General features: G+C 71.6%; 24 protein-coding genes. 7 read left to right on the forward strand and 17 right to left on the reverse strand.

All coding sequences use genetic code 11. The features are described 5' to 3' along the window. Positions 1–2: 2 nt before the first annotated feature. Both mycP and IE262_RS14040 read right to left on the reverse strand, forming a co-directional pair. Entirely contained in the window at positions 3–1,208 is a 1,206-nt protein-coding gene (gene mycP, locus IE262_RS14035; protein ID WP_189873862.1) for a type VII secretion-associated serine protease mycosin, read from the reverse strand. Next, complete coding sequence (locus IE262_RS14040; protein WP_229877252.1) at positions 1,205–2,434, reverse strand: hypothetical protein; 1,230 nt, start codon at positions 2,432–2,434, stop codon at positions 1,205–1,207. Before IE262_RS14040 ends, mycP begins: the two co-directional genes overlap by 4 nt. 615 nt (positions 2,435–3,049) lie before the next feature. On the opposite strand from IE262_RS14040, the gene IE262_RS14045 reads away from it, so the two are divergent. Further along, a complete protein-coding gene (locus tag IE262_RS14045) occupies positions 3,050–4,252 on the forward strand; it encodes an amino acid deaminase/aldolase (protein ID WP_134039195.1) in 1,203 nt (400 codons plus the stop codon). Between the two features lie 294 nt (positions 4,253–4,546). Here the strand turns inward: IE262_RS14045 and IE262_RS14050 are convergent, their stop codons facing one another. The 3 genes from IE262_RS14050 to IE262_RS14060 are packed head-to-tail and all read right to left on the reverse strand — an operon-like array spanning position 4,547 to position 8,107. Beyond that, on the reverse strand, positions 4,547–5,329 hold the full coding sequence (locus tag IE262_RS14050) for a 3-oxoacyl-ACP reductase (RefSeq protein WP_189874081.1): 783 nt from the start codon (positions 5,327–5,329) through the stop codon (positions 4,547–4,549). 25 nt (positions 5,330–5,354) lie between these two features. Next, a complete protein-coding gene (locus IE262_RS14055; RefSeq protein ID WP_134039197.1) occupies positions 5,355–6,725 on the reverse strand; it encodes an aldehyde dehydrogenase family protein in 1,371 nt (456 codons plus the stop codon). Positions 6,726–6,736: 11 nt separating this feature from the next. Then, entirely contained in the window at positions 6,737–8,107 is a 1,371-nt protein-coding gene (locus tag IE262_RS14060) for a glutamine synthetase family protein (RefSeq protein WP_134039198.1), read from the reverse strand. Positions 8,108–8,245: 138 nt separating this feature from the next. Between IE262_RS14060 and IE262_RS14065 the strand changes: the two genes are divergently transcribed. Further along, positions 8,246–8,980, forward strand: coding sequence for a FadR/GntR family transcriptional regulator (locus IE262_RS14065; RefSeq protein WP_134039199.1), 735 nt, complete (start codon positions 8,246–8,248; stop codon positions 8,978–8,980). A 164-nt stretch (positions 8,981–9,144) separates the two neighbouring features. After that, on the forward strand, positions 9,145–9,825 hold the full coding sequence (locus IE262_RS14070; protein WP_189873865.1) for a gamma-glutamyl-gamma-aminobutyrate hydrolase family protein: 681 nt from the start codon (positions 9,145–9,147) through the stop codon (positions 9,823–9,825). Between the two features lie 175 nt (positions 9,826–10,000). Here the strand turns inward: IE262_RS14070 and IE262_RS14075 are convergent, their stop codons facing one another. Genes IE262_RS14075 through IE262_RS14085 form a run of 3 tightly spaced genes read right to left on the reverse strand, consistent with a single transcriptional unit; the run spans position 10,001 to position 12,301 of the window. Beyond that, on the reverse strand, positions 10,001–10,945 hold the full coding sequence (locus tag IE262_RS14075; RefSeq protein ID WP_134039201.1) for a LysR family transcriptional regulator: 945 nt from the start codon (positions 10,943–10,945) through the stop codon (positions 10,001–10,003). A 48-nt stretch (positions 10,946–10,993) separates the two neighbouring features. After that, complete coding sequence (locus IE262_RS14080) at positions 10,994–11,716, reverse strand: helical backbone metal receptor (protein ID WP_189873867.1); 723 nt, start codon at positions 11,714–11,716, stop codon at positions 10,994–10,996. A 6-nt stretch (positions 11,717–11,722) separates the two neighbouring features. Then, a complete protein-coding gene (locus IE262_RS14085; RefSeq protein WP_134039203.1) occupies positions 11,723–12,301 on the reverse strand; it encodes a helix-turn-helix domain-containing protein in 579 nt (192 codons plus the stop codon). 353 nt (positions 12,302–12,654) lie between these two features. On the opposite strand from IE262_RS14085, the gene IE262_RS14090 reads away from it, so the two are divergent. Continuing rightward, positions 12,655–12,834: a hypothetical protein gene (locus IE262_RS14090; RefSeq protein ID WP_134039204.1), complete on the forward strand. Its 180-nt coding sequence runs from the start codon at positions 12,655–12,657 to the stop codon at positions 12,832–12,834. Positions 12,835–12,979: 145 nt separating this feature from the next. Here the strand turns inward: IE262_RS14090 and IE262_RS14095 are convergent, their stop codons facing one another. From IE262_RS14095 to IE262_RS14105, 3 genes are all read right to left on the reverse strand, one after another. Next, positions 12,980–13,174 carry a hypothetical protein gene (locus IE262_RS14095; protein WP_134039205.1) on the reverse strand — a complete coding sequence of 65 codons (195 nt, stop codon included), beginning with the start codon at positions 13,172–13,174 and terminating at the stop codon, positions 12,980–12,982. Positions 13,175–13,237: 63 nt separating this feature from the next. Then, complete coding sequence (locus tag IE262_RS14100) at positions 13,238–15,856, reverse strand: ABC transporter permease/substrate binding protein (protein ID WP_134039206.1); 2,619 nt, start codon at positions 15,854–15,856, stop codon at positions 13,238–13,240. After that, complete coding sequence (locus IE262_RS14105; protein WP_134039207.1) at positions 15,849–16,937, reverse strand: quaternary amine ABC transporter ATP-binding protein; 1,089 nt, start codon at positions 16,935–16,937, stop codon at positions 15,849–15,851. Before IE262_RS14105 ends, IE262_RS14100 begins: the two co-directional genes overlap by 8 nt. Before the next feature lie 299 nt (positions 16,938–17,236). Here IE262_RS14105 and IE262_RS14110 point away from each other — a divergent pair, with 299 nt between their 5' ends. Together IE262_RS14110 and IE262_RS14115 are read left to right on the forward strand one after the other, a co-directional pair. Further along, on the forward strand, positions 17,237–18,166 hold the full coding sequence (locus IE262_RS14110; protein WP_229877265.1) for a 5'-3' exonuclease: 930 nt from the start codon (positions 17,237–17,239) through the stop codon (positions 18,164–18,166). A gap of 192 nt (positions 18,167–18,358) precedes the next feature. Then, entirely contained in the window at positions 18,359–19,204 is an 846-nt protein-coding gene (locus IE262_RS14115; RefSeq protein WP_134039208.1) for a siderophore-interacting protein, read from the forward strand. A gap of 324 nt (positions 19,205–19,528) precedes the next feature. On the opposite strand, the gene IE262_RS14120 is transcribed toward IE262_RS14115, so the two are convergent. Then, positions 19,529–20,110 (reverse strand): GNAT family N-acetyltransferase, encoded by a 582-nt coding sequence (locus IE262_RS14120; protein WP_189873869.1) that lies wholly within the window; start codon positions 20,108–20,110, stop codon positions 19,529–19,531. A 99-nt stretch (positions 20,111–20,209) separates the two neighbouring features. On the opposite strand from IE262_RS14120, the gene IE262_RS14125 reads away from it, so the two are divergent. Next, positions 20,210–21,151 carry an RluA family pseudouridine synthase gene (locus IE262_RS14125; protein WP_189873871.1) on the forward strand — a complete coding sequence of 314 codons (942 nt, stop codon included), beginning with the start codon at positions 20,210–20,212 and terminating at the stop codon, positions 21,149–21,151. A gap of 18 nt (positions 21,152–21,169) precedes the next feature. On the opposite strand, the gene IE262_RS14130 is transcribed toward IE262_RS14125, so the two are convergent. The 5 genes from IE262_RS14130 to IE262_RS14150 form a co-directional block, all read right to left on the reverse strand. Further along, positions 21,170–22,654 (reverse strand): cytochrome P450, encoded by a 1,485-nt coding sequence (locus tag IE262_RS14130; RefSeq protein WP_189873873.1) that lies wholly within the window; start codon positions 22,652–22,654, stop codon positions 21,170–21,172. 124 nt (positions 22,655–22,778) lie between these two features. Continuing rightward, entirely contained in the window at positions 22,779–23,399 is a 621-nt protein-coding gene (locus IE262_RS14135; protein ID WP_134039212.1) for a GTP-binding protein, read from the reverse strand. Then, positions 23,380–23,805 (reverse strand): DUF742 domain-containing protein, encoded by a 426-nt coding sequence (locus IE262_RS14140; protein WP_134039213.1) that lies wholly within the window; start codon positions 23,803–23,805, stop codon positions 23,380–23,382. Before IE262_RS14140 ends, IE262_RS14135 begins: the two co-directional genes overlap by 20 nt. Continuing rightward, a complete protein-coding gene (locus tag IE262_RS14145) occupies positions 23,802–24,209 on the reverse strand; it encodes a roadblock/LC7 domain-containing protein (protein ID WP_134039214.1) in 408 nt (135 codons plus the stop codon). The genes IE262_RS14140 and IE262_RS14145 overlap by 4 nt, the downstream gene beginning before the upstream one ends. Beyond that, positions 24,206–25,828 carry a sensor histidine kinase gene (locus tag IE262_RS14150; protein ID WP_134039215.1) on the reverse strand — a complete coding sequence of 541 codons (1,623 nt, stop codon included), beginning with the start codon at positions 25,826–25,828 and terminating at the stop codon, positions 24,206–24,208. The genes IE262_RS14145 and IE262_RS14150 overlap by 4 nt, the downstream gene beginning before the upstream one ends. Positions 25,829–25,849 lie beyond the last annotated feature (21 nt).

Genomic DNA, 25,849 nt, shown 5'->3' on the forward strand with positions numbered 1-25,849 from the left:
GCTCAGACGCCGTAGTGGTCCGTGTGGTCCCGTCGTCCCCGGCCCCGCCACAGCACGACCGCGCCGCCCAGCAGCAGGAGGCCCAGGCCGCCCGCGACCGGGGCCGCCCAGCTGAAGGCACTGCCGTCAAGGTCCGGATCCGGGCCGGACCCGAAGTACTTCCGGCCGTACGCCGCCGGGCGGAGCCCTTCCGGTTCGAGCTTGGCGCCCGCCTTGATCGCGGCCGCGGGGTCGACGAAACCGAAGCCGTGGGAGTCGCTCCGGCCGCCCGCCGGGGCGTCGCGGGCCGTGTCCTGGAGGAGCTGCTTGATCTGTGCGGGGCTCAGACCGGGGTGGGCGGCCCGGATGAGGGCGACCGCGCCGGAGACGAACGCGGCCGCGGCGCTCGTGCCCCAGCCCTCGTAGTACTTGCGGTCGGGGGCGGCGATGACGACGTCGTCGCCCGGGGCGCTGACGGTGGCGTACCAGCGGCGGGTGGAGAAGGAGGCGCGGGTGCCGTACTTGTCGACGGCGGTGGCGGCGATGACGCCCGGGTAGGCGGCCGGGTACGAGATGCGGTCGCCCTTCTCGCCGCCGTTGCCCGCGGAGGCGACGACGACGGAGCCCTTCTTGAGGGCGTACTCGACGGCGGCGTCCTCGGCGGGTTCGGGGTGGGCGGACTTGGAGTCGTCGCCGAGTGAGAGGTTGATGACGTCGGCGCCCTGGTCGGCGGCCCAGCGGATGCCCTCGGCGAGGGCGTTGCCGCGGGTGTTGCGGGCCTTGGAGCGGGCAGGGTCCTTTTCCTCAAGGATGACGCGGACGGGAAGGATCCTGGCCGCCGGGGCGATGCCCAGCACGCCCTCGGCGCGTTCCGGACCGTGTCCGTGGCCCGCGATGATCCCGGCCATGGCGGTGCCGTGCACGGCCCAGGTCTCGTCGCCGCGGCTCGACCCGAAGCCGACCATGTCCTTGGTGGGCAGGACGTTGCCCACCAGGTCCGGGTGCTCGTCGTCGACGCCGGTGTCGAGGACCGCCACGGTGACGCCCGCGCCCTTGGTGGTCCGCCAGGCCTCCCGCGCGTGCATGGCGTCCAGGGCCCACTGCTGGGAGCGAATCTCGTCCGCGTGGGCTGTGGTGGACGGGACGAGGGCGAGGGAGGCGGCGAGGAGGACGCTCAGCGCGCCGGTCCTGGGGTTCATGCGTGCCTTCACGAGGGTCATGCGGGTCATGAGGCCTGGTCTCCGGCCGCGGCGACCGTCTTGCGGAAGCCGCGTTCGACGCGGTCGGCGAGGCCCTGTGCCTCGTGGCCGAGGCCGGACTGGGCGGGAGCGGTGCTGGCGCCGGACTTCATGGCCTCCGCGGCGGGCTCCGGCTCGGTGACGGTGCGGCCGTCGGCGAAGCCGGAGACGGCGTAGACGACGACCGGCGCGTCGGTGAGGACGGAGAGGGTCCAGGAGGCACGCTGGTCGGCGCCGAACCGGTCCGCGACGGTGCCCCGCGCCGCGTACGGGAGGGGCATCAGGTCGGTGCGTCTGTCCAGGCCCTCCCTCTCGAAGCGGGACTTCAGGGAGGCCATGGCGGCGGAGTCGGCCGTGGTGAAGAGCAGGCCCACGGTGGTGACATGGCTGCGGGTCGCGTCGGTGTAGGTGGCGCGGAGCAGCCGCAGGCAGCCGACCGGGGAGAGAGCCTTGCGGAGCAGCGGGTCGAAGGCGTCCTCGCAGCCGGTGTCGGGTGCCACGGCGATCCGCGTCCAGGTCCGGTCGGCGCCGCCGGGTCCGGCGCCCTCGCCGTCGAGGGTGCGCGGGAACAGCTGGTCGACGGGCACGTTGTGCCACAGCTGTGCGGCGGCGGCGAAGCCACCGCGGTCGCCGTCCGCGTCCGCGTCCGGAATCAGCCAGCTCCCGGTCACCGCTCCGCCGATGAGCCCGAGGCCGAGGACGACGCAGGTGGCGGCCGCCAGCGCACGGGGGCGGCTGGGCCGCGCCCGGGTGCCGTCGTGCGTCTCGGGGTGGTACGTCTCGGGTCGCGCGAAGGTGATGTACGGGCGTCCCGGGCGTGTGCCGAGTGCCTGGTCCAGTGCCCCGACGGAGCGGCGCGAGGAGCTCGACGCGGGGGTCCAGCCGGTCGGCGCCTCGTCACGGACGGGACGCAGCCGGGTGGTCGTCTCGGTGCGGGTCTCCTCGGGCGGGGCGGTACGGCGCGGCGCCTCCGCGGGCCTGGGCGGAGCGCCACCGGCCACGGCACCGGAGGGCTGCCCGCCCGGCCGGTTCGGTGCGTCCGCGGTCCGTGCGGAGCCCGCCGGCGGCGCGTCGGGGAACCGCGCCGAGGACGCGGGCGGGGGCGGGGGGGCCGGGTCGGTGCTCTGTTCGGCGGCGCCACGGAAGTCGCGCGGCCGCGGACGCTGACCGGCTCCGTCCTCCGGCCCCGGAGCGCGGGTTCCCTGTGGTGCCGGCATCGGACCGGGCGCGCCGGACGGTGTGCGCGACGGGGCGGGCGGCGGCACGGGTGGTGCGCCGGCTGTCGGGGGGCGCTGCGGACGGGGCGGGGCGGCGGCGGACGGAGGTGCGGAGCGCTGAGGTGGCAACGGGGCACTCGTGGCGGTGGAGGCCCCCGGCGCACCGTTCCTCGGGGCGGGGCCCGGCTGCTGGTCCTGGGGCGGTACGGGCCCCGTCGCGGCATCCTCGGGTGCGTCGGAACCGTGCGCGCCCGGCGTCCGTGGAGGCGTCGGCGGATGGGGCGGAGTCGTGGGGCGTGGGGGGATGGAGGCACGACGCGCTTCCGTGCTCATGCACCCCCCCGTTTCCTCGTGTCCCAGGCCGCCTCGGAGAACGTCCGGGCGTACGACCGCCCCATGGGGAGCGCTCGTCGTTCTGGAGCCGCCTGCCCGGGTGTCCGCCACGAGCATCCGTACCCGTCGCGAGGCGTGACCATCCCCGGCCGAGGTCGTCCCCTGCTTCCGCGTCACTCTACGGGTTACCGCGCGCGGAGAGGGAACCAGTCCGCAGCCCCGGGGGAATCTGCCCGGAACGTCCCCCTACCCTGCGGTAATCGAGTCTGGCAGGCTGCGTTCATGACTGCCCGTGCCGCTGACCGCGCCCGCTACGACCGGGCCACCGCTCATCTCGACGCCCCTGTCGCGATCGTCGACCTGGACGCCTTCGACGCGAACGCCGACGACATGATCCGCAGGGCGGGCGGCAAGCCGATCCGTGTGGCCAGCAAGTCCGTTCGCTGCCGGGCTCTTCTGGAGCGCGTCCTGGGGCGCGAGGGTTTCGCGGGCGTCATGTCCTTCACCCTCGCCGAGTCGCTGTGGCTCGCGCGGTCCGGCTTCGACGACGTCCTGCTCGCGTACCCGTCGACCGACCGCTCCGGCTTTGCCGAGCTGACCGCTGATCCCAAGCTCGCGGGCGCCGTCACCGTCATGGTGGACGACCCGGCCCAGCTCCGGTTCATCGACGACGCGCGCGCGGGCGGTTCCGAAGTGGTGCGGGTCTGCCTGGAGTTGGACACGTCGCTGAAGCTGTTCGGCGGGCGCGTGCGCGTCGGCGCCCGGCGGTCCCCGCTCCACTCCCCCGCCCAGGTCGCCGAGTTGGCGCGTACGGTCGTCCGGCGGCCCGGGTTCAGGCTGGTCGGGATCATGGCGTACGAGGGGCACATCGCCGGTGTCGGGGACTCGCTCGCGGGGCGCCCGCTGCGCTCGCGGGCCGTCCGGCTGATGCAGGCCGCCGCGCGGAAGGAGCTCGCGGAGCGGCGGGCCGAGGTGGTGCGCGCGGTGCGGGCTGTGGAGCCCGGCCTGGAGTTCGTCAACGGCGGCGGCACGGGCAGTGTCCAGTACACCGCCGCCGAGGACGCGGTCACCGAGATCGGGGCCGGGTCCGGTCTGTACGTCCCGCGCCTCTTCGACAACTACACCTCGTTCAGCGGGCGTCCGGCCGCGCTCTTCGCCCAGCCCGTCGTCCGTCGGCCTGGCGTCGGCGTCGTCACCGTGCTGGGCGGCGGCTATCCGGCCTCCGGCGTCGCGGGCCGCGACCGGCTGCCCGTCCCGTACCTGCCCGAGGGGCTGAAGTACGACCCCCAGGAAGGTCCGGGCGAGGTGCAGACGCCGCTGCTGGGCGCGCCCGCCGACGATCTCCTCATCGGTGACAAGGTGTGGTTCCGGCACGCCAAGGCGGGCGAGCTGTGTGAGCGGTTCGACGTGCTGCACCTCGTGGCGGGCGACGAGGTGACGGCGACCGTGCCGACGTACCGCGGGGAGGGCCACACCTTCCTTTGACGCCCTCTCCTGCCCGAGGGCAGGAGATTCCGGTCCGTACCGCTACGCGGCACCACCATGGGTTCCTGTTTCACAGGCCGCCGCCGACCGGTGAAGGTCGGTCTTACACAGCCTCCGCAGGCCTGACTTCCCGCCCGTCCGGCGGTAGGTCCCACAACCCCGTTGTCGGACAAGACGATCTTAACCATGCCGCAGCGCCCCTCAGGGCCGCTACGGGCAGGATGCCCTACATCTCCACCCTAAAGGGTGGAGCACTGGGCAAGCGTTCGATAGCCGTCGCCTCCCGTGGTCTTTCTAGAGCGGTGTGACGTACGCGCCCGAAATACCGCCGTCCACCAGGAAGTCGGTGGCGTTCACGAAGGACGAGTCGTCGCTGGCGAGGAACGCGACCGCGGCCGCGATCTCCGTGGCCTCCGCGAACCGTCCGAGCGGGATGTGCACCAGTCGGCGCGCGGCCCTCTCCGGGTCCTTGGCGAACAGCTCTTGGAGCAGTGGGGTGTTGACCGGCCCCGGGCACAGGGCGTTGACGCGGATGCCCTCGCGTGCGAACTGCACACCCAGCTCACGGGACATGGCCAGCACGCCGCCCTTGGAGGCCGTGTACGAGATCTGGGAGGTCGCCGCGCCCATGCGGGCCACGAACGACGCCGTGTTGATGATCGAGCCCTTGCCCTGCCGCCGCATGTAGGGGATGGCGGCCTTGCAGCACAGGTACACGGAGGTGAGGTTGACCTCCTGGACCCTCCTCCACGCCTCCAGGCCGGTCTCCAGGATGGAGTCGTCGTCGGGCGGTGAGATGCCCGCGTTGTTGAAGGCGATGTCGACGCTGCCGTACGTGTCGTACGCGGTCTTGAACAGGGCCTCGACCTGTTCGGGGTCGGTGACGTCGACCTTCACGAAGATGCCGCCGGTTTCCTCGGCGGCCGCCTTGCCGCGTGTCTCGTCGACGTCGCCGCAGACCACGTGGGCTCCCTCGGAGGCGAGCCGGCGCGCGGTGGCCAGGCCGATGCCGCTGCCGGCACCGGTGATGACGGCGGTGCGGCCGACGAGGCGGCGGCAGATGGTTTCTTCGGTGATGCCTGCGTTGTCGGTCATGAGCGGCTCAGGCCTCCGTGCTGAGGAAGACGTTCTTGGTTTCCGTGAAGGCGGTGAGGGCGTCCGGGCCGAGCTCGCGCCCGATGCCCGACTGCTTGAAGCCGCCGAAGGGGGTCCAGTAGCGGACGCTGGAGTGGGAGTTGACGGACAGGTTGCCCGCGCGGACGGCCCGCGAGACGCGCAGCGCCCGGCCGACGTCGCGGGTCCAGAGCGAGCCGGAGAGGCCGTACGGCGTGTCGTTGGCGAGCCGGACGGCGTCCGCCTCGTCCTCGAAGGGCAGCACCACGGCCACCGGGCCGAAGACCTCCTCGACGGCCACGCGCGCGTGGGGCTCGACCGCGGTCAGGACGGTGGGCGGGAACCAGAAGCCGGGGCCTTCGGGAGCCTTGCCGCGGATGCCGGGCGCGCTGGAGTCGACGTAGGAACGGACGCGGTCCAGCTGGGTCCTGGAGATCAGCGGGCCCATCTGGGTGCTCTCGTCGGCCGGGTCGCCGACGAGGACGGACTCGATGGCGGGCGCGAGGAGGCCGAGGAAGCGGTCGTACACGGACCGCTGCACGAGGATGCGGGTGCGGGCGCAGCAGTCCTGGCCGGAGTTGTCGAGGAACGACATGGGGGTCGCCGCGGCGGCGGCCTCGATGTCGGCGTCGGCGAAGACGATGTTGGGACTCTTGCCGCCGAGTTCGAGGGTGACCCTCTTGAGCAGGGCGGAGCCTTTCGCCAGCACCTGTTTGCCCACGGCGGTCGACCCGGTGAACACGATCTTCGCCACACCGGGGTGCTCGACGAGCGCGCTGCCCGCGACGGGCCCGTGGCCGGGCAGCACCTGGAACAGCCCTTCAGGGAGCCCCGCCTCCAGGGCGAGTTCGGCGAGGCGGAGTGCGGTGAGCGGGGTCGTCTCGGCGGGCTTGAGGAGCACCGCGTTGCCGGCCGCGAGCGCGGGGGCGGTGCCCCAGGCGGCGATGGGCATCGGGAAGTTCCAGGGCGCGATCACGCCCACCACGCCGAGGGGTTCGTGGAACGTGACGTCGAGGCCGCCCGCGACCGGGATCTGGCGTCCGGTCAGGCGCTCGACGCCGCCGGCCGCGTAGTCGAGCAGGTCGCGGACGTTGCCCGCCTCCCAGCGGGCGTTGCCGACGGTGTGACCGGCCTGGCGGACCTCCAGCTGGGCCAGCTCCTCGATGTGCTGGTCCACGGTCGCGGCGAAGCGGCGCAGGAGCCGGGCGCGGTCGCCCGGCGCGAGGGCGGCCCACCCGGTCTGTGCCGTCGCCGCCCGCGCCACCGCCGCGTCCACGTCCTCGGCCGTGGTGGCCGGGACGGTGGCGACGACCTCCTCGGTGGCCGGATTGAGTACCTGGAGCTCGTGCTCGTACGACAAGGAAGGACCTCTCACATGCGTTCGAAGGAGCGGCGCAGCTCCCAGTCGGTCACCGCGGCGTCGAAGGCCTCCAGCTCGACGCGTGCCATGTTGCGGTAGTGCGCGACCACCTCGTCACCGAAGGCGGCCTTGGCGATGGGGCTGTTCTCCCAGAGCTCGGCTGCCTCGCGCAGGGTGGTGGGCACATGGGCGTAGTCGGCGGCGTACGCGTTCCCGGGACATGCCCCGGGGAGCTCCAGCTCCTGTTCGATGCCGTGGAGCCCGGCCGCGACGAGGCCCGCGACGGCGAGGTGCGGGTTGACGTCGCCGCCGGGGAGCCGGTTCTCGAACCGCAGGGAGCGGCCGTGCCCGACGACCCGGAGCGCGCACGTCCGGTTGTCGTGGCCCCAGGCGACGGCGGTCGGGGCGAAGGACCCCGGCTGGAACCGCTTGTAGGAGTTGATGTGGGGTGCGTACAGCAGCGCGAAGTCCCGGAGCGCGGCGAGCTGTCCGGCGAGGAAGTGCCGCATGAGGGGCGACATGCCGTCGGGGTCGTCCGCGGAACCGGCCATGGCGTTCGTCCCGTCCGGGCCCGCCAGCGACAGGTGGATGTGGCAGGAGTTGCCCTCGCGCTCGTTGTACTTGGCCATGAAGGTCAGCGACACGCCCTCCTGGGCGGCGATCTCCTTGGCGCCGGTCTTGTAGACGGCGTGCTGGTCGCAGGTGACCAGGGCCTCGTCGTACTTGAAGGCGATCTCGTGCTGGCCGGGGTTGCACTCGCCCTTGGCGGACTCGACGGTCAGGCCGGCCCCCGCCATCTCGTTCCTGATGCGCCGCAACAGGGGTTCGATACGGCCGGTGCCGAGCACCGAGTAGTCGATGTTGTACTGGTTGGCCGGGGTGAGCCCCCGGTAGCCGGCGTCCCAGGCCTGCTCGTAGGTGTCCCTGAAGACGATGAATTCGAGCTCGGTGCCGACCTGGGCGGTGTAGCCGAGCTCGGCGAGCCGGTCCAACTGCCGGCGCAGGATCTGCCGGGGAGCGGCCACGACGGGTGAGCCGTCGTTCCAGGCGAGGTCCGCGATGAGCATCGCCGTGCCCTCGTTCCAGGGCACCCGGCGCAGTGTGCTCAGGTCGGGGTGCATCGCGAAGTCGCCGTAGCCCCGGTCCCAGGAGGACATCTCGTATCCGTCGACGGTGTTCATCTCGGTGTCGACGGCGAGCAGGTAGTTGCAGCCTTCCGTGCCGTGCTCAAGCACCTCGTCGAGGAAGAAGCGCGCGGCGAACCGCTTGCCCTGGAGACGCCCCTGCATGTCGGGGAAGGCCAGGACGACGGTGTCGATCTCGCCACCCGCGACGAGGGCGTGCAGCTCCTCGATACCGAGCGGGGCTGTGCGGTCTGCCACGGGAGGGCCTCCTTCGGGCGTCTTCGGGCTTCTTCGGGTTATTGGGCCTTCACGGCTGGCTGCTTACGGCTTCATCACCCGGACCGAGAGCCCTAAGGTATTGCGGAGAACCATTGCTTGGGAAGGGGGCACGGCGAGATGTCGGCGCATCCTGACGGCGGCCCGGACGACGGACTGACCCCGGTGCTGCGGCCGGTACGGGCGGGCAACGGCTTCGAGGAGGCCCTGGAGCAGATCCTGCAGGTCGTACGGCTGGGCCTGGTCCCCGGCGGCGAGCGGCTGCCCGCGGAGCGGGAGCTGGCGGAGCGGCTCGGGATCAGCCGGGTCACGCTCCGCGAGGTCCTCAAGGTGCTCCAGGACGAGGGGCTGGTGGAGTCGCGGCGCGGACGGTACGGCGGTACGTTCGTGCTCCCCCGGAGCGGCGCGGGCGGCGGGGACGAGCTGCGGCGCCGTGTCGCGCGGACCGACATCGAGGACGTGCTGCGTTTCCGCGAGGTCCTGGACGTGGGCGCGGCCGGGCTGTGCGCGTCCCACGGCCCGGCCGTGGAGCAGGCGGACCGCCTGCGTGAGGCGCTGGCCCGCACCCGGGACGCGCCCCTGACCGAGTACCGCCGCCTGGACACCCTCTTCCACCTCACCCTCGCCGAGCTGAGCGGCTCCCCGTCCCTCACGGCCCAGTACGCGGCCGTCCGCGCCACCGTCAACGACCTGCTGGACTGCATCCCCCTGCTGGTCCGGAACCTGGAGCACTCACAGCGCCAGCACGGCGCGATCGTCGAGGCGGTGCTGGACGGTGACGCGGACGGGGCGCGGGAGATGATGCGGGAGCACTGCGCGGGGACGGCGGCGCTGTTGCGGGGGTTCTTGGCTTGAAGGGGGGACGGGCCGGGTCGAGTGGGTGGGGGCGTGCCATGGGTTGGAGCTTGCCCTTGGTTGGCCGTTGCCCTTCGTTGGGGCTTGCCTTCCACCGTGCACCCCGCAAAGGTATGAACGTGCCCCATTGAGGACGCGTCCTCTTGAGTGTGAGGGAGAACCGCGTGGCCAGGCCGCTGATCGGTGTGAGTACGTATCTGGAGTCCGGTGCGCGCTGGGGCGTCTGGGAGCTGGAGGCCGCGCTGCTGCCGGTCGGCTACCCGCGGCTCGTTCAGGCGGCGGGCGGGCTGGCCGCGATGCTGCCGCCGGACGACCCGTCGTACGCCGCCGAGACGGTCGCCCGCCTCGACGGCCTGGTGATCGCGGGCGGTCCCGACGTCGACCCCGCCCGCTACGGAGCCGAGCGCTCCCCGCGCACCGGTCCGCCCGCGCCGGAACGCGACGCCTGGGAGCTCGCCCTGATCCGCGCCGCGCTGGCCGCCGGTACCCCGCTCCTGGGCATCTGCCGTGGAATGCAGCTCCTCAACGTGGCCCTCGGTGGAACGCTGATCCAGCACCTGGACGGTCATGTCAACCAGGTCGGCGTGTTCGGCCCCCACACGGTGAAGCCCGTTCCCGGCACCCTGTACGCGGACATCGCGCCCGAGGGCACCGCCGTGCCGACGTACCACCACCAGGCGGTGGACCGCCTCGGCGAGGGGCTCATCGCGTCGGCGCACGCGGACGACGGGACCGTGGAGGCGGTCGAGCTGCCCGGTCAGGCATGGGTGCTGGGCGTCCAGTGGCACCCGGAGATGGGCGAGGACACCCGAGTGATGCGCGCCCTCACCCGAGCCGCTTCCTGAGCCACTCACCCCTGGGTCCTGTCGTCAAACTCCCGTCGTCCGCCCGCAGGGCGGGCCGCGCGGCGTCAGGTGCGGCGAGTGGGGGTACCTCCCACGCCCGGTACCTCCCCCGCCCTTAAGGCAGTGGGGGAGCGTGCATGGCGCCGCGCGGCAGGCCGGAGTTTGACGACAGGACCTAGCGGCTCCGGGTCAACGCCAGCAAGTCCCGCCCGGGCCCCGTGGGCCGATGCCCCGTGGGCCACACCGCTCGCAGGGACCGCCGCAGGTGGACACCGTCCAGGGGAACGCTCACCAGGCGCCGGGCCGACAGTTCCTCGCCGAGGGCCAGTTCGCTCAGTACGGCGGGCCCCGCACCGCTCACCGCCGCCGCCTTGACCGCGGTCGTCGAGGACAACTCGATCAGCGGCCGGGCCAGACCCCCCAGCGCCGCGTCCAGAACCTGACGCGTACCTGATCCTTCCTCCCGCAGGATCAGCGGAGTCGCTGCCAGCTCGCCCGCGTCCAGCGGCTTACGGCGCCGTGCCCACGGGTGCCGCGGCGCGGTCACCACGATCAGATGGTCATGGGCGACGACCGCCGAGTCCAGGCCGGCCGGCACGCTCACCCCCTCCACGAATCCCAGGTCCGCCTCCCCCGCCAGCAACCGCTCCGCGACGACCGCCGAGTTGCCCGCGAGCAGCGACACCGCCGTGTCCGGCCGCTGCGCGCGCAGGGTGATGAGCCAGCCCGGCAGCAGGTACTCCGCGATGGTCATGCTCGCGGCGACACGCAGCCGGGAGTCTCGCCGGTCCCTGAGCGCCTGCGCCCCGGCGTCGAACGCCTCGGCCGCCTCCACGACCCGCCGCGCCCAGTCCGTGACCAGCGCTCCGGCGTCCGTGAGCCGCGAGCCCTGGGGTGACCGGTCGACCAGGGCCACGCCGAGCTGCCGTTCCATGGAACGGATCCGGCTGCTGGCCGCCGGCTGCGTGACGCCCAGTTCTCGCGCGGCCCTCCCGAGCGACCCGAGGCGTGCCACTGCCAGCAACAGCTCCAGCGCCCCGAGATCCGGCACCCGGTGGGCGAGCCCGCCGCGCGGCACGGCGGCTGCGCCCGCCTGCTCTTCAGCTCTGCCCTTGCCCATAAATCCAGCTTATGTCTTACGGTCGCGGGGACTCCGTGGTGGGGCAGGTCAGCGGTGAGCTGCTCGCAGCGCCCCGGCCAGCACCCTCGGCGCCTCCACCAGCGACGGCCCGTACCAGGTGAGATGACGTCCGCTGACGAGCGCGCACGGCACTCCCGTGAACGCCTCGGGCCCGTCGTCGGCGGTGAAGCGGTACGGCTCGTCGGGCAGGACGACGACGTCGGGCCCGGCGGCCCGCAGGTCATCGACGGGGACGCGGGGGTAACGGTCCGCGTGCGTCGCGTACAGGTTGTCCACACCGAGCCGCGCCAGGACGTCCCCCGCGAAGGTGTCCCGGCCGAGAACCATCCAGGGGCGACGCCAGACCGGCACCACGGCGGTCCTGCGGTGTTCGGGAGACGGCAGCCGGGACCAGGCCTCCTCCGCCTCGTCCAGCCATCGCGGCCGCGTCGGCGCCCGGCACGCCCGCAGCACCCGCTCCAGCTCACGGAAGGCCTGCGGGACGTCCCGTACCTCGGTGACGAGGACCTCGACGCCCGCCTCCCGCAGGGCCGTCAGGTCGGGCTCGCGGTTCTCCTCCTCGTTGGCGATCACCAGATCGGGTGACAGTGCGACGATCCGGCCGGTCTTCGGGTTCTTGGTGCCGCCGATCCGTACGACGTCAAGATCCGCGGGGTGGGTGCACCAGTCGGTGGCACCGACCAGCGCGCCGGGCACCGAGACCGCCACGGCCTCGGTCAGGGAGGGGACGAGGGAGACGACACGGAGCACGACGGGTCACGCACCGCGCCGGTGCCGGTCCTCCAGCGCCTCGATGTGGTCCGCCACGGCCACCACGATCACACGGGTGTCGGGCACTGTCGCCCGCCACCGGTGCCGTACGCCGCCGGTCAGGTACAGCGTGTCACCACGGCCCAGCCGGTGGGCGCGGCCCTCCGCCTCGACCTCGACGGCACCGTCGGCCACGTACATGAGCTCGTCGTTGCGGTGCTGGACCTCCCGGCCCTCGTCGTGGTCGCCGATGAACTCCATGGCATGCAGCTGGTGGTGTCCGCGCACCAAGGAGCGCGTGCTGGACTCGGTCGGCGCGATGGCCTCCGTGTCGGCGCGCACCACGTCGACACTGCACGCCGGGTCGGCCGCGGCGAGCAGGTCAACGGCTGTCGTGCCGAGCGCGTCGGCGATGCGCTCCAGGGACGGCTTGCTGGGCCGTGCCCGCTCGTTCTCGACCTGGCTGAGGAAGGGAACCGACAGTCCGCTGCGTTCGGCCACGACGGCGAGCGTGAGCTCCAGTGTCCGGCGCCGCCGCCGGACGGCCGCGCCCACCCGAAGGGGCTGTTCTTTGTGGTCGCCCATCGCTCCGGCTCCCTCCTTCGCTCGTCGGTCGGCCGCTGCTCGATACGGCTGCTCCAGTCGGTACAGCCGTTACTGATACACCACTGTGGTGCTACTCATCCGGCTCACGTCGTCTGATGAGTTCTCTGCACCCTACGCATGTTCGGCAAACCGTTTCATAGGTCCGTCACATCGCTGACACACCGAGCGACGGTCAGGGTCACAGTTCACGCCAGCGGTGAGGCTGATCTGCCCGCACCACCGCCGCACCGTCCCGACGGGGCGAAGACGCTGACCAGGAGTGCGGGACGCCCCTCCGGGCCGGTGCGGAGGGTCTCGGACCGGTGGGCGGCGGCTGCGCTGCCGTCGGGGGCGTGGCCGCCCGTCCGGTCGGCGTGTCCGGTCCTGGGCCCGCGGGCGTACGCCCGCGGGGCGGCGAGGTCGTGGTGTCATCGCCGGCCTCCGATCCGTACCGGCTCCGCGCCGCCGAGCCGGAGGCGTACGCGGTCGCCCATGTCGCCGCCCGGCCATCAGGCTGCCGGGGCGCGGTCTAGTCGATTGTCCGCCGTGGCCTGCCCGGTTGTGAAGTCGCGCAGAGTAGCGCGCGGTTGGCTGTCCGTGTCGCAGGGGCCGCCCGGCGCCGCCCCCACCGGCTCGACCGTGTCGCCGCGTGTCGTGGTGCTGCCGGGCTCGCTCGGCTCAGCGCACGTGCTCGTACATGGGTGCACGTGAGCCCAGGGCGCGTCGTACCTGCGGTCGGCGTGCGGCCCGCAGGGCCCCGATGCCCACGTGGCCGCGGACCTCGACGTGGTTGGCCGGATCTTTCTCCCACGCCAGTGCGCAGCCGCCGGTGAAGTCGGCGGCGAGCGACGACCGCTGGACCGTTGCCGCCACGACGCGGACGTCGTGGCGGCGGGTCCCAGATGCACAGGTCTCCGGGCAGCTCCCGTGGGGCGGCTACTGCGGGGTCATCCGGTTGACGACGTCCGGGTGCTCCTTCAGCCAGGCGGCGACCGCTTCTTCCTCGTGGCCCTGGCCGCGCTTGTTGATCTCGGCCTCCAGGCTGCCGAGCTCGTCCTCACTCATCTTGAAGTTCTTGATCCACTTGGTGAGCTGCGGGTACTGCTCGGGGAACTTCTCGTTGGCGATGGTCCGAATCGTGTTGCCCTCGCCGAAGAGCTTCTTGTCGTCCTTCAGCTTGGTGAGGTCGTACTGGGTGTACGCCCAGTGCGGCGACCAGAGAACGACGGCGATGGGCTGCTTCTTGGCGTAGGCGCGCTTGAGTTCGGCGAGCATCGCGGGCGTGGAGCCGTCGACGACGTCGTACTCCTTGTCCAGGCCGTACCCGGGCAGGACCTTGGTCTTGAGCAGGTTCATCTCGCCGGTACCCGGCTCGATGCCGATGATCTTCCCGTTGAAGAGGTCGGCTTTGCCCTTGAGGTCCTCGTAGGACTTCACGTCCTTGACGTACGAGGGCACCGCGACCTCCAGCGAGGTCGGCTCGTACCAGGTGCCGAGGTCGGCGAGTCTGTCCTTGCTCTTGTCCCAGTAGTTCTTCTGCGCGTACGGCAGCCAGGCGTCGAAGTTGAGATCGAGGTCGCCGGAAGCGAGGCCGGTGTAGACCGGGCCGACGTCCATCTGCTTGAGGTTCAGCTTGTAGCCGCGCCGCTCCAGGACGTTCTTCCAGAGGTAGGTGATGGCGATGTCCTCGTCCCAGGGGAACCAGGCCACGTCGATGGGCCGCTTCGCCTCGGCCGCAGTCGCCCCGTCGCCGCCCGTGACCGGGGCCAGCTTGTCGACGAGGCCCGGGTTCTGCTTCAGCCAGGCGCGCACGGCGTCCTGCTGCTCACCCTTGCCCGCCTTGTTGATCTCGGCTTCCAGGCTGGTGAGCTGTTTCTCGCTCATCCTGAAGTTCTTCAGCCACTCGCCGACGACCGGGTTCTCGTCGGCGAAGCCCTTGCGGGCCACGGTGTGCACGCCGTCGCCCTTGCCCCAGGCTCCCTTGGGATCCTTGAGCTTCTTCAGGTCGTAGTCGTTGTACGCCCAGTGCGGCGACCAGAGCGTGACGACGATCGGTTCCTTCTTGCTGTAGGCCCGCTTGAGCTCGGCCAGCATCGCCGGGGTGGAGCTGTCGACGACCTTGTACTCCTTGTCGAGGCCGTACTCCTTGAGGACCTTGCTCTTGAGCATGGCCATCTCGCCGGCGCTGGACTCGATGCCGGTGATCTTCCCACCGAAGGTGGCGGCCTTGCCCTTGAGGTCCGCCAGCGAGTCGATGCCCTTCATGTAGGACGGCACGCTCAGCTCCAGCGAGGTCTGGCCGTACCAGGCTCCGAGGTCGTCGATCTTGCTGCCGTACTTCTTCCAGTACTGCTCGTGAGTGGTCGGCAGCCAGGCGTCTGTCTGGAAGTCGACGTTGCCCGCCGCGAGGGAAGTGTAGAGCGGACCGGCGTCGAACTGCTTGGCGTCCACCTGGAAGCCACGCTCCTCGAGGATCTCCTTCCACAGGTAGGTGGAGGCGACGCCCTCGTCCCAGGGGATGTAACCGATGGTGACCTTCTTGCCCTGGCCGACGTCCTTGCCCTTGGCGACGGAGGTGGTGCCACCGCCGTCACCGCCGAAGATGCCCATGCCACCCGCCACAAGGGCGAGGATCACGACACCGATCACGGCGACCTGCGGGCGGGGCCGGTACGACCAGACCTTCAGGCTCTGGGCGCCTCGCGCCTTGGCGGCGGCGCGGCGTCCCAGCGGGGAGACCTGGGTGCCCAGTGCGCTGGTCATGCGGTCGAGGTAGATCGCGAGGATGACGATGGCGACACCGGCCTCGGAGCCGAGGCCCACGTTGAGCTGGCCGATGGCCTCGTTGACGTCGCCGCCGAGGCCGCCGGTGCCGACCATGCCGGCGATCGCGGCCATGGACAGACCGAGCATGATGACCTGGTTGACACCGGCCATGACCGTGGGCAACGCGAGCGGCAACTGGACACGCAGCAGTGTGTTGCGGGGTGTGGTGCCGAACGCGTCGGCGGCCTCGACCAGTTCCTTGTCGACCTGGCGGATGCCCAGCTCCGTCATGCGCACGCCGGGGGCGAGGGCGAAGATCAGTGTGGCGACTATGCCCGCGGAGGCGCCGGTGCCGAAGAACAGGATCGCCGGGATGAGGTAGATCATCGCGGGCAGCGTCTGCATGAAGTCCAGGATCGGCCGGACGAGCCCGCTGACCCGGTCGGAGCGCGCGGCCCAGATACCCACCGGCACGGCAACAACCAGCGCGATGATCGTGGCGACGAGGACGAGCGACAGGGTCACCATCGCGTTCTCCCACAGTTCGAGGGAGTCGATGAAGGCGAATCCCGCGAAGGTGAGGACACCTGCCAGCGTGCCGCGCAGCCAGAAGGCGAGCACGGCGAGGATGCCCGCGAGCAGCAGGGGTTCGGGCGCCTGGAGAACGGCGTCGATTCCGTCATAGGTGCCGACGAAAACGGTCTTGAGGAAATCGAAGAGCCAGGCCATGTGGCCGAGCAGCCAGTCGACCGTGCCGTTGACCCAGTCGCCGAGAGGAATCCTAGGCATGGGCCACCGCCTTGCCGCCGTCGGTGCCCCGGGGGGAGTCACAGCTCACGGGGGCGGTCTGCTCGTCGCCGAGGAAGCCGACGAGGCGTTGTCCGCTTACGACGCCCACCAGTTTTCGTTTCGCGTCGAGAACCGCGACCGGGTGCGACAGGCGGGCGCTCATCGCGCACAGTTCGGTGAACGGGGTGTCGGGGGTCGCCGTCTCGCAGCCGCACTCGGCCTCGTCGCCGCGGACCTCCCGGTCCATGACGGCGCCCGCGGTCAGTACGCGGGAGCGGTCGACGTCCTGGATGAAGGAGGCCACGTAGTCGTCCGCCGGGCGGATCAGGATGTCCTCGGCGGTGCCGGTCTGGACGATGCGGCCGTCACGCATGACGGCGATGCGGTCGCCCAGGCGCATGGCCTCGTTGAGGTCGTGCGTGATGAACACGATCGTCTTCTTGAGGGTCTTCTGCAGGTCGAGCAGCTGGTCCTGCATGTCGCGGCGGATCAGCGGGTCGAGGGCGCTGAAGGACTCGTCCATGAGCAGCAGGTCGGCGTCGGTGGCGAGGGCGCGGGCCAGGCCCACGCGCTGCTGCATACCGCCGGACAGCTCGTCGGGCCAGGACTTCTCCCAGCCGGCCAGGCCGCACAGGGCGAGCGCCTCGTCGGCGCGGCGCTCGCGCTCGGCGCGGGGCACGCCCTGCACTTCCAGGCCGTAGGCGGCGTTCTCGCGGACGCTGCGGTGCGGGAACAGCGCGAAGTGCTGGAAGACCATGCTGATCTTCTGCGAGCGGACCTCGCGCAGCTCACGGTCTGAGATCGCGGTGAGGTCCTGGCCGTCGAACCGCACATGGCCCGCGGTGGGCTCCAGCAGCCCGTTGAGCATGCGCAGCAGCGTCGACTTCCCGGACCCCGACAGGCCCATGACGACGAAGATCTGGCCCGGTTCCACCGTGAAGGAGGCATCGATCACGGCTGCGGTCGTGCCCTCGGCGCGCAGCTCCTCGCGGTCGGCTCCGCGGCGGAGCCGTTCCACCGCCTCGTCGGGTCGTCTGCCGAAGACCTTGTACAGGTTCTCGGCCTCAAGCCTGGATGACACGTAAACCTCTCGTCTAGCACCAGAACGGCCCGGCTCCCCCGCCGGCGGGCCGTGGAGCGCGGCGGGTTCGGCCCGCCGGGCCCGGCGCGTGCACGCGCTCCGCCCGGTCGCTGTTCACGTTCCGGCGGATTCCGCCCCACCAAGTGGTTGAAGGCGTAACCGACCCTGCTCCGGGCCCGCGCCTGCCCCCGCCCCAGCAGCGCAAACGCATGAGTGTCCCAGTTCACACGGCCTTCACCCCGTGCCGCCCGTTTCCGGCGGACTGCGCGGGACACCGGCTGTCGGTGCCGTACGGCATGATGCGGAAGGTGACCCGACGCCTGATGCTCCTCGACGCCGCCTCGCTGTACTTCCGTGCCTACTTCGGGGTGCCGGACTCCGTGAGGGCCCCGGACGGCACGCCCGTGAACGCCGTGCGCGGGCTGCTCGACTTCATCGACCGCCTGGTCCGGGACCATCGCCCCGACGACCTGGTGGCCTGCATGGACGCGGACTGGCGGCCCCAGTGGCGGGTCGAGCTGATCCCCTCCTACAAGGCGCACCGGGTCGCCGCGGAGCACGAGGTGGGCCCGGACGAGGAGGTGGTGCCGGACACCCTGTCGCCGCAGGTGCCGGTCATCGAGGACGTCCTGGACACACTGGGCATCGCGCGCGTGGGCGTCGAGGGGTACGAGGCGGACGACGTGATCGGTACGTTCACGGCGCGGGCGAAGGGCCCGGTCGACATCGTCACCGGCGACCGCGACCTGTACCAGCTGGTCGATGACGCCCGGGGGGTCCGCGTGCTGTACCCGCTCAAAGGCGTGGGCACGCTCCAGCTCACCGATGAGGCGGTGCTGCGCGAGAAGTACGGGGTGGACGGCGGTGGGTACGCGGATCTGGCACTGCTGCGCGGCGACCCCAGCGACGGGCTGCCCGGAGTGCCGGGCATCGGCGAGAAGACGGCGGCGAAGCTGCTGGCCGAGTACGGGGACCTGGCCGGGATCATGGCGGCGGTCGACGACCCGTCGGCCAGGCTCACGCCGTCCCAGCGCAGGAGGCTCGACGAGGCCCGGCCCTATGTGGCGGTCGCTCCACGGGTCGTCCGGGTCGCCGGCGACGTACCCCTGCCCGACGTGGACACGGCGCTCCCGCGCGAACCGCGGGACCCGGCGGGGCTGGACGCGCTCGCCGCGCGCTGGGGCCTGGGCGGTTCGCTGCAGCGGCTGCTGACGACGCTGCGGACCTGACCGGTCCGCGCAGTCTGCGGGGATCACCGCAGGAGTACGAGCCGTGGCCGGGAGGTACTCGGGGTGTGCGGGAGCTCCCCGGGGGCGGCTGGATGCAACCGCTCGTGGGCTAAGACACTTCAAGCGTGGAGGTCTCGCCCGAGGGAAGATGCTAGCTTAGGCAAGCCTAAGCTAGGTATTTGGGAGGCTGCCATGGCAGAGCGTCCGGTACGCAGGGCCCCGAAGCCCCACTCCGCGCGAGTCGTCCGCACCGAGCGGCTGACCCCGCACATGCAGCGCGTCGTCCTCGGTGGCGAGGGTCTCGCCGAGTTCGCCACGAGGGGCAGCACCGACCACTATGTGAAGCTGCTCTTCGGGCCGGACGGTGTGACCTACCCGGAGCCCTTCGACATGGAGCGGATCCGTGCGGAGTTCCCGCGCGAGCAGTGGCCCGTGACCCGGACGTACACGGTGCGTGCCTGGGACCCCCACCTGCGCGAGATCACCCTGGACTTCGTGGTGCACGGCGACGAGGGCCTCGCGGGCCCGTGGGCCGCGCGGGTCCAGCCGGGCGAGCTCGTCCGGCTGCTGGGCCCCGGCGGCGCCTACGCACCGAACCCGGACGCCGACTGGCACCTGCTCGCCGGGGACGAGAGCGCGCTGCCCGCGATCGCCGCCTCGCTGGAGGCGATACCCGACGAGGCCAGGGTGCACGCCTTCATCGAGGTCTCCGACGCCGACGAGGAGCAGAAGATCGCCTCCGACGTGGAGGTCGTCTGGCTGCACCGCGGAAGCCGTCCCGTCGGTGAGGCGCTCGTCGAGGCCGTCCGCGCGCTGGAGTTCCCCGAGGGCCGCCTGCACGCCTTCGTCCATGGCGAGGCCGGCTTCGTGAAGGAGCTGCGGCGTCTGCTGCGCGTCGAACGCCAGGTCCCGCGCGAGGACCTGTCGCTCTCCGGCTACTGGCGGCTCGGGCACAACGAGGACAACTGGCAGGCGACCAAGCGGGAGTGGAACGCACAGGTGGAGAAGGAGCAGGAGGACGCCTCCCCGGCCGCGTGAGCCGGCTCCGGAGACGGCCGCGGGGTCGGCGGCCGCCTCCTGAACGGCAGCCCTCCCGCAACGACGGCGGCAACCACCGCAGTTGCAACGGCAGCAGGGCGCCTTACACCGACCGCTGGTACGACCGGAACGTCCGTATGGACAACCACACCGCCCCCACCCCCACGGCGAGCGCGAGCAGTACTCCGCCACGGCCGGTCACCTCGCGCACCGGCGGTCCCGCCCGGGTAGTCGGCCCCGCCCAGCAGCCCGAGCAGCACGATCCGCTATCGCGCATGGCGTAGTCATGCAATGCCGTGAGATTTGGGCCCGGCCCGTGGGAGGTCAGTCGCCGCGCACGCGCGCGTGAAGGTGCATGTCGTGCCAGCCGTCCGCGTGGAGGACGGCGCTGCGTTTGGTGCCCTCCAGCGCGAAGCCGGACCTGGCGGCCACGCGGCAGGACGCCACGTTGCGCAGGGCGTGCATGAGTTCGAGGCGATGGAAGCCGATCTCGTCGAGGGCCCAGCGGCCGAGGGCATTCGTCCCGCGCGTGGCGACGCCCTGCCCCCGGGCCGCCGCGACGGTCCAGTACGCGACCTCCGCCGTGCCCTCGTCCAGCAGGATGCACCGCAGGGCCACGCGTCCCATCAGCCGGTCGGTGTCCGCGTCGACGACGGCCCACTGCGCCTTCTGCTCCCTCCTCCACTCCTGCTGCCACTCGTCGATCCAGCCGCGCACCTCGTCCTCGGAGTCGGCTGCGCGGATGTGCCACTGGTGCATCACCGGATCCTGGAAGGCCTCGTAGACGGCAGGGGCGTCCTCAGCCGTCCAGGGGCGCAGGAGCAGGCCGTCGCCGGTGGGGAGCGTGGGCTGCGGATGCTGGGCGAGGGTGCCTGGGGGAAGCACCGCGCTCGTGAGGTAAGGCATGCTCGGCATCCTGCCAACGGGGCACGGAGAGGGCACAACGCTTTTCCGGGAGCACGCCCCGCCCCTCGCTGTCGGTGTCCCCTCGTACGCTTGGTCGTGATGAGACGCCGTACGCCGCCCCCGCCCTCTCCCCTGCCGCAGCGCGACGGGGTGGATCCGGTGCGGGTGCGGTTGCCCGCCGGGGACGCGTGGGGGACCGTCCGGGATCATCTCGTGGCGCGCCTCGCGGCCGGGGCCGGGGTGATCGACGGGATGCTCGACGCGGGTCGGATCGTGGACGCCGACGGGCGCCCGGTGCCGCCGGACATGGCCTATGTGCCGGGGATGTTCGTGTGGTTCCACCGGGAGCTGCCCGCGGAGGAGCGGGTGCCGTTCGCGGTGGACGTCGTGTACCGGGACGAGCATGTCGTCGTGGCCGACAAGCCGCACTTCCTGGCCACCACGCCGCGCGGCAGCCATGTCGCCGAGACGGCCCTGGCCCGGCTGCGGCGGGAGCTGGGCATCCCGACGCTGGGCGCGGCGCACCGGCTGGACCGGCTGACGGCCGGGCTGGTGCTGTTCACCGTGCGCCCCGAGGAACGCGGTGCGTACCAGTCGCTGTTCCGCGACCGGCGCGTGGCGAAGGAGTACGAGGCCGTGGCTCCGCACCACGAGTCGCCGACCCTGCCGCGCACGGTGCGCAGCCGGATCGTCAAGGAGCGCGGGGTCATGGCGGCCCGCGAGGTCGAGGGCGAGCCCAACGCCGTGAGCCGCGTCGAACTGCTGGAGGAGCGCGACGGACTGGGGCGGTACCGGCTGACACCGCTGACCGGGCAGACGCACCAGTTGAGGGTGCACATGAGTGCGCTGGGACTGCCGATCCTCGGCGACCCCCTCTATCCGGTGGTGACCGGCCCCGTGGCGGCCGGTGACTTCCGGCGCCCGCTCCAACTGCTGGCGCGGGTACTGGAGTTCACTGATCCGGTCACGGGGCGCGACCACCGGTTCGTCAGTCCGCGGGTGCTGCGGGCCTGGTCGTCGTACGAGGAGTGGGCCGGGTAGGCCCGGTGCCCGGCCGCCTCAGTTGCCGCTCCACCAGCGCAGGAAGCGCCGGAACACGCCCGGCCGGCGGGCTGGTTCGGGCGTCTGCACCCGCGTCGGCTCGCCGGACGGAACCGTGGACGCAGCCGTCGTGGCCTCGGTAGTCGTGGTCTGCGGCAGGTCGACCTGTCCGCCGGGCCGCTGCCGAGGCATCGGGTGGACGGTCGGCCGCGCCTTGACGTCCTGCTGGGGCTTCGGCACGAACGTCACCGGAAGCTCCACCAGGTGCCGGTTCGAGAGGCTCTCCCGCCAGCGCAGTTCGTGCTCCTCGCAGCCGAGCTGGACGTCCGGAAGGCGCATCAGCAGGGCGTCCACGCCGACGTCGGCGATGGCGCGGCCGATGTCCTGCCCCGGGCACTCGTGAGGGCCGCCACCGAAGGCCAGGTGGGAGCGGTTGCCCTGCATGTTGGCCTTCAGGTCGGGGCGCACCCGGGGGTCGACGTTGCCCGGCGCGATGCCGTTGACCAGGCAGTCGCCCTTGCGGATGCGCTGACCACCCAGCTCCGTGTCCTGCTTGGCGAAGTAGGCGAAGACGGTGCTGAACGGCGGCTCGTCCCACAGGGACTGCTCGACCGCCTCGGGCACCGTCATCTGACCGCCGTTGAGCCGGGCACGGAACCGCGGGTCGGTGAGCACCACGCGCAGCACGTTGGCGAGGAGGTTGGCCGTGGCCTCGTACGCGGCGATCAGGACGAGGCGCAGGTGCTCGCTGACCTCCTCGTCGGTGAGCCGTGCCGGGTGAAGGATGAGGTGGCTGACGAAGTCGTCCTTGGGCTCGGCCCTGCGGCGGACGGTCAGCCGCATCAGCGCGTCCACGACGTACTGGTTGCTGGCGATCGCGGTCTCGGTGCCCTTGAGCAGGTCGCGGGCGGCCTGCACGTACCGGTCGTTGTACTCCTCGGGCATGCCGAGGATCTCGCACATCACGGCCATCGGGAGATGATCGGAGAACTGGCTGACCAGGTCGGCCTTGCCCGCTTCGCAGAACTGGTTGACGAGGTGCTGGGTCGTACGGTTGATGTGGCGCCGGATGCCCCGGTGGTCGATGGTCGAGATGGCGCCGTTGACGGCGCCGCGCAGCCGCAGGTGCTCGTCGCCCTCGGCATGGGAGCAGATGGGCTGCCAGGCGATGTGCGGCATGTACGGGTGATCCGCCTTGACCGTGCCGTCCAGGAGCTTGTTCCAGACGCGGGTGTCGCGGGTGAACTGATGGGGGCTGCGCACCAGCTGCATGTTCTCGCCGTGGCCGAGCACCATCCAGACCGGCACGTCCTGATGGAGCAACGCGGGGGCCACGGGGCCGTGCTCGGCGCGGAGTCTCTCGTACACGGCACCCAGGTCCTCCGCTTCGGGGCCGTACAGCCGGCGCACGCCGCCGGGCCCCGTGCCGTGCGCGGGGCAGCCGGGTGGCGGGGCGGCCACGGGGTCGTCCGTACTGGTCGGGGAGAGGGATTCAGACGTCACGATGGTCGCTCCGAAGCTGAAGTGGATCGGATGTGCAGGAAGTAAGGTGACGGCGCGTCGGCCCGGACGTACGCGGCTCGGGGGCTCGTACGCCGTGTGCGGCTACGGCTCGACCGGGTGTGGCTCACGCGGGGGCCTTCGCCCTCGCCAGCGAGTGCAGGAAGCGCAGCAGGGTCATCAGGACGTCGCGGCTGGAGGCCCGGCGCCGCACGTCGCACTCCACGATGGGGATCTCCCGGGGCAGATCGAGCGCCGAGCGAAGCTCCTCGACGGGGTAGCGGGGCGCGTCCGGGAAGGTGTTGACCGCGACCACGAACGGCACGCCCCGCTCCTCCAGGCGTCCTATGACGTCGAAGCTGACCTCCAGGCGGCGGGTGTCGAGCAGCACGACCGCACCGAGGGCACCCTCGAACAGGCCGTTCCACAGGAACCAGAAGCGCTCCTGGCCGGGGGTGCCGAAGAGGTAGAGCACCAGTTGGTCCGTGATGCTGATGCGGCCGAAGTCCATGGCAACGGTGGTGGCCGTCTTGGAGTCGGAGCCGTAGTTGTCGTCGACTCCGATGCCGGCCTGTGTCATGGTCTCCTCGGTCGTCAGCGGCCTGATCTCGCTGACGGAGCCGACCATCGTCGTCTTGCCGACCCCGAAACCGCCCACGATCACGATCTTCACCCCGGCCTGTGCCGTGTGCGGCAGGTGGTCCTCGGTGCGAGGACCCGTGACGGGGTCAGAGCTTTTGAAGTCCATGCATCACCGCTTCGAGGAGGGAACGGTCGGCCCGCGCCTGCCGGACGATCGGTGCGCGCGCCTGTACCAGTTCGGCCGCCAGCAGCTCGGTGAGCAGGACGGTCACCACGCTGAACGGCAGGTTGAGGTAGGCCGAGATCTCGGCCACGGACAGGGGTGCCTGGCAGATCCGCAGCAGCGCCGACTGCTCCGGCGAGGCGGAAGGCGGCAGCTCGGCGCTCGCCACGATCAACGTCACGAGGTCGATGGGGGCCCGCTCACCGTCCTCGACCGCCGCGCCCGTGATGATGTACAGCCGCTCGGGGTTCTTCGGTGGCCTGCCGTCCTGGGAGCCTTCCCCGGTCGGCTGGTGGGGCTGCGGGGGTTGTTCCTGGGGAAAGCGCCGCCGGCGCTGTGGAGGCGTCATACGGTCTGCCCGTTCCGCCGGGGCGGACTCGTCAGATGGGAGCCGATGCGGGCGACGAGGTCGCGCATGCGGTTGCTCATCATGCCGGGTTCCGCGACCGCGTTGGCGAGGACCGCGAGGTAGGCGTTGGGGCCCGCCTCCATCATGTAGAAGTAACCGCCCTGGATCTCGATGATGACCACGCGCATCCGGCCGTCACCGGTGGCGATCTCGGCGGCGACGGCTCCGGCCAGGCTCTGCAGGCCCGCGCAGGCGGCGGCGACACGGTCGGCGGTGTCCGGGTCACCGCCGTAGCGGGCGATGCGCAGTCCGTCGGCGGAGAGCACCACGACCTGCTGGACGCCCGGTACTCCTTCGGCGAGATCCTTGAGCATCCAGTCGAAGTTGGCTCGCGGCGTGATCACTTGAGATCCCCCTCGTTGTCGGCCTCCACGCGGGCCGGCTCGTTGTCAGCGGTGAACGTCGTCGGGTCGTCCGGGTTCCTGGTGAAGGCGTTCGGGTCCGGGTCGCCCTTGAGTCCGGCCCAGAACTCCTCGATCCACGCGCCGGGGGGATCGATCTTCACCGGCTCGGGCTCGGGCTCCCACACGGGCGTGGCGGCCCGTGCGGCCTCGGCGGCGGCCTCCGCGGCGGCGGCCTCGGCCATCCGCTGGCTGAGGGGGGTCGTCACGCGGCTGCGGCGCTGCGGCAGACCGTTCTCGGTCCATTCGGTGACGACGGGTACGTCGTCCTCCAGGCCCATCAGCGACTCGGCCGAGGACGGGACGCGCGGGCCCGTGGTCGGGCGGCGCTTCTTCTGGGCGCGTTCGGGGCCCTTGACGCCGTCGTTGTGCAGGGCGGGCAGGGCTGCGGCGCCGATGCCGTGGGCGAAGCTGGTGGCGGGCTCGTCGGTGAGCATGTTGCGCGGTACGACGAGGACGGCGCGGACGCCGCCGTAGGCGGACTGCCGCAGCGCGACCTGCATGTCGAACATCGTCGAGAGACGGCCGACGACGGCGAGGCCGAGGCGCGGGGTGTCGCCGAGTTCGTGGAAGTCAGCGCCCTGCTGGGCCCTGACGAGCATGTTCTCCGCCTTGGCCCGGGACTCCTCGCTGAGGCTGACGCCGGCGTCCTCGATCTCGATGGCGACGCCGGTCTGCACCTCGACGGCGGTGACGTGCACCTTGGTCTGGGGCGGCGAGTAGCGGGTGGCGTTGTCGAGGAGTTCCGCCGCGGCGTGGATGAGCGGCTCGACGGACACTCCGGCGACATTGACCTTGGCGATGGAGTGCAGCTCGATGCGGCGGTACTCCAGGATGCGGGACATGGCGCCGCGCAGCACGCTGTACAGCGGCACGGGCTCGGGCCACTGGCGGCCGGGGCCGCCGCCACCGAGGACGGCGATGGAGTCGGCGAGGCGGCCGATCAGCGCGGTGCCGTGGTCGATGCGCAGCAGGTCGTCGAAGACCTCGGGATTGCGCCCGTGGTCCTCCTCCATCTCGCGGAGTTCCACGTTCTGCTGGTGCACGATCGCCTGGACGCGTCGTGCGATGTTGACGAAGGCGCGCTGCGAGGAGTCACGCCGGGCGTCCTCGCGGTCGACGATGTCGAGGATCATGCGGATCAACGAACGCTGCGACTCGGGCAGGTGGTGGTAGACGGGATTCTCCGCGATGCCCAGGCGAATCACCTCTGAGGGGGAAGCACCGCCGTACAGCCGCTCCAGCATGGCGGGCAGGATCTCCCTGCCGAGGCGCAGGAACTCCTCGTCGTGGGAGGCGACGCGGTGTTCCAGGTACGAGGTCCGCTGCGCGAAGTCGGCGCGCAGGCACCGGAGTTGCCGTCCTCGGCGCACGACCTGGGAGGCGATCGCGACGACCAGGACGGTCGCGATGGCTCCGCACCAGCCGACGGCGATCCGGGCCGGCCCCGTCACCAGGGCGGCGGCGGTCCCGGTCGCCGCGGCGGCCAGTATGGCGGGCGGCAACAGCACGCGCGCGTAGGGAAGTTCACGGCCACTGGGAGGCGATTGAACACTCACCATGTATGCCCTCTGAGACGAATC

It is taken from the genome of Streptomyces bluensis (assembly GCF_014650715.1).
Taxonomy (GTDB): Bacteria; Actinomycetota; Actinomycetes; order Streptomycetales; family Streptomycetaceae; genus Streptomyces; species Streptomyces bluensis.

Excerpts from the sequence above, each read along its gene's own strand:
- mycP (WP_189873862.1), bottom strand. The coding sequence starts at position 1,208 with ATGACCCGCATGACCCTCGTGAAGGCACGCATGAACCCCAGGACCGGC.
- IE262_RS14120 (WP_189873869.1), bottom strand. The coding sequence starts at position 20,110 with ATGCCTTACCTCACGAGCGCGGTGCTTCCCCCAGGCACCCTCGCCCAG.
- IE262_RS14115 (WP_134039208.1), top strand. The coding sequence starts at position 18,359 with ATGGCAGAGCGTCCGGTACGCAGGGCCCCGAAGCCCCACTCCGCGCGA.
- IE262_RS14135 (WP_134039212.1), bottom strand. The coding sequence starts at position 23,399 with ATGGACTTCAAAAGCTCTGACCCCGTCACGGGTCCTCGCACCGAGGAC.
- IE262_RS14125 (WP_189873871.1), top strand. The coding sequence starts at position 20,210 with ATGAGACGCCGTACGCCGCCCCCGCCCTCTCCCCTGCCGCAGCGCGAC.
- IE262_RS14140 (WP_134039213.1), bottom strand. The coding sequence starts at position 23,805 with ATGACGCCTCCACAGCGCCGGCGGCGCTTTCCCCAGGAACAACCCCCG.
- IE262_RS14075 (WP_134039201.1), bottom strand. The coding sequence starts at position 10,945 with ATGGGCAAGGGCAGAGCTGAAGAGCAGGCGGGCGCAGCCGCCGTGCCG.
- IE262_RS14045 (WP_134039195.1), top strand. The coding sequence starts at position 3,050 with ATGACTGCCCGTGCCGCTGACCGCGCCCGCTACGACCGGGCCACCGCT.
- IE262_RS14110 (WP_229877265.1), top strand. The coding sequence starts at position 17,237 with ATGCGGAAGGTGACCCGACGCCTGATGCTCCTCGACGCCGCCTCGCTG.
- IE262_RS14150 (WP_134039215.1), bottom strand. The coding sequence starts at position 25,828 with ATGGTGAGTGTTCAATCGCCTCCCAGTGGCCGTGAACTTCCCTACGCG.
- IE262_RS14065 (WP_134039199.1), top strand. The coding sequence starts at position 8,246 with ATGTCGGCGCATCCTGACGGCGGCCCGGACGACGGACTGACCCCGGTG.
- IE262_RS14040 (WP_229877252.1), bottom strand. The coding sequence starts at position 2,434 with ATGCCGGCACCACAGGGAACCCGCGCTCCGGGGCCGGAGGACGGAGCC.
- IE262_RS14085 (WP_134039203.1), bottom strand. The coding sequence starts at position 12,301 with ATGGGCGACCACAAAGAACAGCCCCTTCGGGTGGGCGCGGCCGTCCGG.
- IE262_RS14100 (WP_134039206.1), bottom strand. The coding sequence starts at position 15,856 with ATGCCTAGGATTCCTCTCGGCGACTGGGTCAACGGCACGGTCGACTGG.